This window comes from Acinetobacter sp. GN11 (genome assembly GCF_054823985.1).
Genome location: NZ_JRVL01000271.1, coordinates 1 through 4,377, shown reverse-complemented (window position 1 = coordinate 4,377; position 4,377 = coordinate 1). Strand labels below are relative to the sequence as shown.

The following is a 4,377-nucleotide window of genomic DNA, read 5'->3' as shown; positions in this document are numbered from 1 at the left end:
TAGATATGACACTTTAATAAGAATTTAAAGAGAAAAGGTCAAAAGACAGCTTTGCTAGCTAATATCAAGCAATATGACGATGAGCAAAATTTTGCTCATAATTGATATGAATTAAATAATATTGCGCAAATATATGCACATAATAGTAATTAGCTGAACTGTTAGAGCTAGAAGCAGTAATGAGTAAAATAAAACTAGAAAGCTTTGTATCTATAGATTGAACGAAAATCAAAGATACAAAGCTTAAGCAAAATCAGTTATTTGATTTTAAAAGGATCTTCAACTGCTGGGGTACCTACATTATCCCAGAAGTTTTGTAGTACAAACCCATATTCCGATAAGTTCTCTTTGAACGGCTCAAGCATTTGATCTGCTGAAGGCTTTTTCCAGTCAGCCTGTAATTCACAAGCTAGACTAAAGGTCGTTACTGGCTCTGCACCGGCATTTGCCATGCGTAATGTAGCAGCCTGAACTTCATATTGATTCCATGCTCCACATGCATCAATGACTGGGTAGACTTTATATCCATCATTTAATAGCGATAGTGTCGGGAAAGTACAGCAAGTACCAATGGTTACGCCTGCAATAATAATATGGGTTCGACCTGTTGCTTCTAGCAAATTAACAAGTGCACTACGAAAAGTCGGGTCTTCGTATGCATTAATGATCCCTGTACGTCGATAAATTGAATTATTAGGGAACAATGATTTAATTTCTGGGAGAGTGTCGCCGTTTTGCCATTGTGCGTTTGATGATGTAATCAGTGTTGGAATATTAAGAGCTTTGGCCGTACGTGCTAAACCAAGGACATTACTTTTTAATTCAGCGAGGCTCGATGTATCACGAACGCTCGCCATTAAACCAACTTGATGATCAATAAGTAATAAAACGGCATTTTCTGGGGTTGGTTTATCGTAAGCAAATAAACCTAGATTTTTTGCTTCTTGTGGTGAGTTTTTATTCGCTTTTATAGTATCAGTAATGGGGCTGATAATATCTTCTGCACGGATTGATGTAGTCATTTTTAACTCCGAAGAATAATTTGAGACGAGAAAGTACGGAACTTAGATTTAGGAAGATCTAAGTTCAGATTTGGATGTTTAGGCCAAATGGATTAAATAGTGTTTAAAAAATCAAGACTTAACTGAAGCGCTGAATGTGAAATGGTATGTCCCGTAGCGGGTAAAATATTCAACTCAACATTTAAGTTTGCTGCACGCATTTGTTGATATGTACTTTGGCTTTCGGTTGGAGGAATAACGGTGTCTGATTCACCATGAATTAATAAAACTTTCGTGTTTTTATTAATTTCATTATTGATTGGACTTGCTAATCTTCCAGCGATGCTAATCAGCCCAGCAATAGGCCAACGCCCTGAAACGACTGCATCTAAAGCCATTATTGCACCCTGAGAAAATCCTAAAAAAACGACTTTATCTAGGTGGTTTTCTAATTGGTTTTGGGTAATGATTTCTTGGATTTTTTGATCAAAATGAGCTCTGGCTTCTTTAATCCGACTAAAGCGATTCTCCTCATTAACCCCAGCGATGCTAAACCACTGATATGCCTCTTTACTGTTCATAAAGCTAAAAGGAGCATTGGGTGCGACAAAATTTAAATTAGAATGATTGGCTTTAAAAAATTCTCCAACTGCTTCTAAGTCTTCACCATTACTACCTACGCCGTGTAATAAAATTATAAATAGATCTTTCATTTTAAAATCCTGAATGAGCTGAATATTTGGTGTTTAAATGCCATTCATGCAATGGCATCTCATCTATTAACGAGCTTAATTTTTAAAAGATTTACTTAAAGAAAATGGTCCATCACCAATGAGTGCGAGAGCAACTAAAGAAATAATCCACATAAATGGGAATTCCCAGCCACCATTAGGGTTGGTAAAAAAGAAACCAGCAGCACCATGTACAGTAAATATTGCACCCAATAAGACAGGAATCAGTACTATGGCAACAATTCGAGGTTTAAAACCAACGAATAATAATATTGCTCCTAAAAGCTCCCAGAGAATAGTCACATATGCCATCCATCCTGGAACTCCAACAGATTGAAAAAATTGTGCTGTGCCTGCTGGTGTAAATACAAATAGTTTGAGACCAGCATGGGCAAAGAAATAAAGTGCTAGGGTTATACGGAGTAATAATGCCGCATAAGGAGTTGTGTTTGATGTATTCATTTTTTATCTCGATGAGAATTAACTTGATGAATACATAGTACTGTTGAATTTTTAAGTGATTAAGTAGGCTAAAATTGAATATTTATTTCTATTTTGGAAATAATTACTCGTAAATTTCCCATTCGGCAGGGTACGCATATTGCTCTTTTAAGTAATCAATGAGAGTTCTCACCTTATTTGCTAGATGTTTTGCTGGTGGGTAGACCGCATAGAGACCTCTTCTCGGTAATTCATAGTTTTCTAAAATAGGAATAATCTTTTTGCCGATAAGTGCATCTTTCAAAATAAACATGGGTAATCTTGCGATGCCAAGTCCTGCTATGGTTGCAGCTAAACAGGCTTCTGTATTCGCAAAATGAATTCGACCATTCACATTAATGGTATGTAATACATTTGAAGGTGATTTTTCAAAAAAAGCCCATTCATATGGATCTTTAAAGTTTGTATCGATGATGCAGGAATGAGATTCTAGGTCTTGTAGGCTTTGAGGATAGCCAAATTTTTCTAAATAAAGGGGAGATGCGACCAATACAAATCTAATTTGAGATAATGGAGTCGCAATTAAATTATTATCTTTAAGCTCTCCAATTCGAATGGCGATATCAAACCCTTCTTCAATGACATTCACCGTACGGTCGGTAAAGCTCACGTCTAATTCAATTTGATTATATTTCTGGGCAAAGTTAACCAGTGTTTTGCTTAATTGCACTGTTCCGAAAGAGTTAGGAGCACTTATTTTTAGTTTACCTACTGGAGCGCGAGATTGATTTTTAATACTAATCTCAATTTCATCAAACTCTGCCATAAGTTGCTTAATTCGGTGGTAATAAGCTAATCCGAGTTCTGTGGGCTTCAATGAGCGTGTCGATCTCTTTAGAAGCTGTACGCCTAATTCGTTCTCTAGTTTTGAAATAAGCTTGGATGCTTGTGCGACGCTTGTATTTAAATTTTCGGCAGCTTTAACAAAACTTCCTTGCTCAATGATCGAAATAAACATGCGATTACATTCAAGTCTATTCATATAGATTTATTTTTACTTAAATTAGTAATCGTAGTTTTAGCATAAAAAATTTGTATAAGTTAAGCGGGTAAAAATTAAAATAAGCCTTGGAAGTCTTTCAGCGTTTTAATGATCCATCAAAATTTTTATGGTGAAAGTACTTTTTGAGCCATGATTGCTATAGTGAATAGAGCCTTTAAGTGCAACCACAATTGCATGTACAACAGCTAGACCTAAGCCAGTACCACCAAATTCTTTATTTCTTGACTCTTCTAATCTAAAAAAGGGTTTAAACAGATCATCTTGGAACTCAGTTGCAATGCCGGGGCCTTCATCTTCAATTTTTAATATCCAGTTTTCTGATACCACTTCTGAAGAGATTTTAAGTTTTCCTGCATTTGAATAACGAATAGCATTATCAATTAACGCAATTAAAACTTGCTCAATACGGCGACGGTCACAAAGTACAGGAGTTGTCGTTAAATCAAGTTTTGGGATTAAGTTAGCTTGTTCTAAGCGGTCTTCAAAGGCCTTGAGAACTTTTTCAATTACAGACTTAGAGTCAAACAACTCATAATTTAATCTGAGTTGTTGATTCTCTACTAAACTTATCGTTCGTAAGTCTTCTACTAAGTGAGATAAACCTTCAACTTGATTTAAAAGGCTTTTAAATAGAATTTCATCGGGTTTAAAAACACCGTCGATTATGCCTTGTAGGCGACCTTGTAAAATTGTGATAGGCGTTCTTAATTCATGCGCTATGGCAGCATTCCAGACTTGTGCATTTTGAACAGAAACTTCTAGCTTTTGAGCCATATCATTAAAATTATATAAAAGCTCGGACATTTCTGCGGAGTGAATTCTGTTGTCGTAAGCTCTAGCAGAGAGATCACCTTGACTAATTTTGTTGGCTGCTTCGGCTAAAAAATTAATCGGGATAATAAAGCGTTTAGCCAAATGCATGCCAATCACAAGTGAAATCAGACAACCACAGAAAATGACGGCAGACATCCAAATCCAATCTATAAAATGAAATTCTGTCCAATCCTCTTGTAGAGTATCTAAAGTCAGCCAACCTTTTTCAATGGCAAAGTTATAAATTAGATAACCCAATAAAACTGAAAATAGGGTAATACTCAAATTAACAATACTGAAAGCAATAAAAAGCTGCTTACTGATTCCT

Annotated in this window: 5 protein-coding genes; all 5 read right to left on the bottom strand. The window is 35.8% G+C overall.

What is annotated here, in order from left to right:
* Positions 1–257: 257 nt before the first annotated feature.
* Entirely contained in the window at positions 258–1,022 is a 765-nt protein-coding gene (locus NL42_RS17900) for an isochorismatase family protein (protein ID WP_461313780.1), read from the bottom strand.
* Positions 1,023–1,114: 92 nt separating this feature from the next.
* Positions 1,115–1,714, bottom strand: a complete 600-nt coding sequence (locus NL42_RS17895) for an alpha/beta hydrolase (RefSeq protein ID WP_461313779.1) — start codon at positions 1,712–1,714, stop codon at positions 1,115–1,117.
* A gap of 75 nt (positions 1,715–1,789) precedes the next feature.
* A complete protein-coding gene (locus tag NL42_RS17890; RefSeq protein ID WP_461313778.1) occupies positions 1,790–2,194 on the bottom strand; it encodes a DoxX family protein in 405 nt (134 codons plus the stop codon).
* Positions 2,195–2,297: 103 nt separating this feature from the next.
* Positions 2,298–3,191 (bottom strand): LysR family transcriptional regulator, encoded by an 894-nt coding sequence (locus NL42_RS17885; RefSeq protein ID WP_461313777.1) that lies wholly within the window; start codon positions 3,189–3,191, stop codon positions 2,298–2,300.
* A gap of 129 nt (positions 3,192–3,320) precedes the next feature.
* Positions 3,321–4,377: two-component sensor histidine kinase AdeS (gene adeS, locus NL42_RS17880; RefSeq protein WP_461313776.1), on the bottom strand; the 1,057-nt coding region annotated here is incomplete at its 5' end.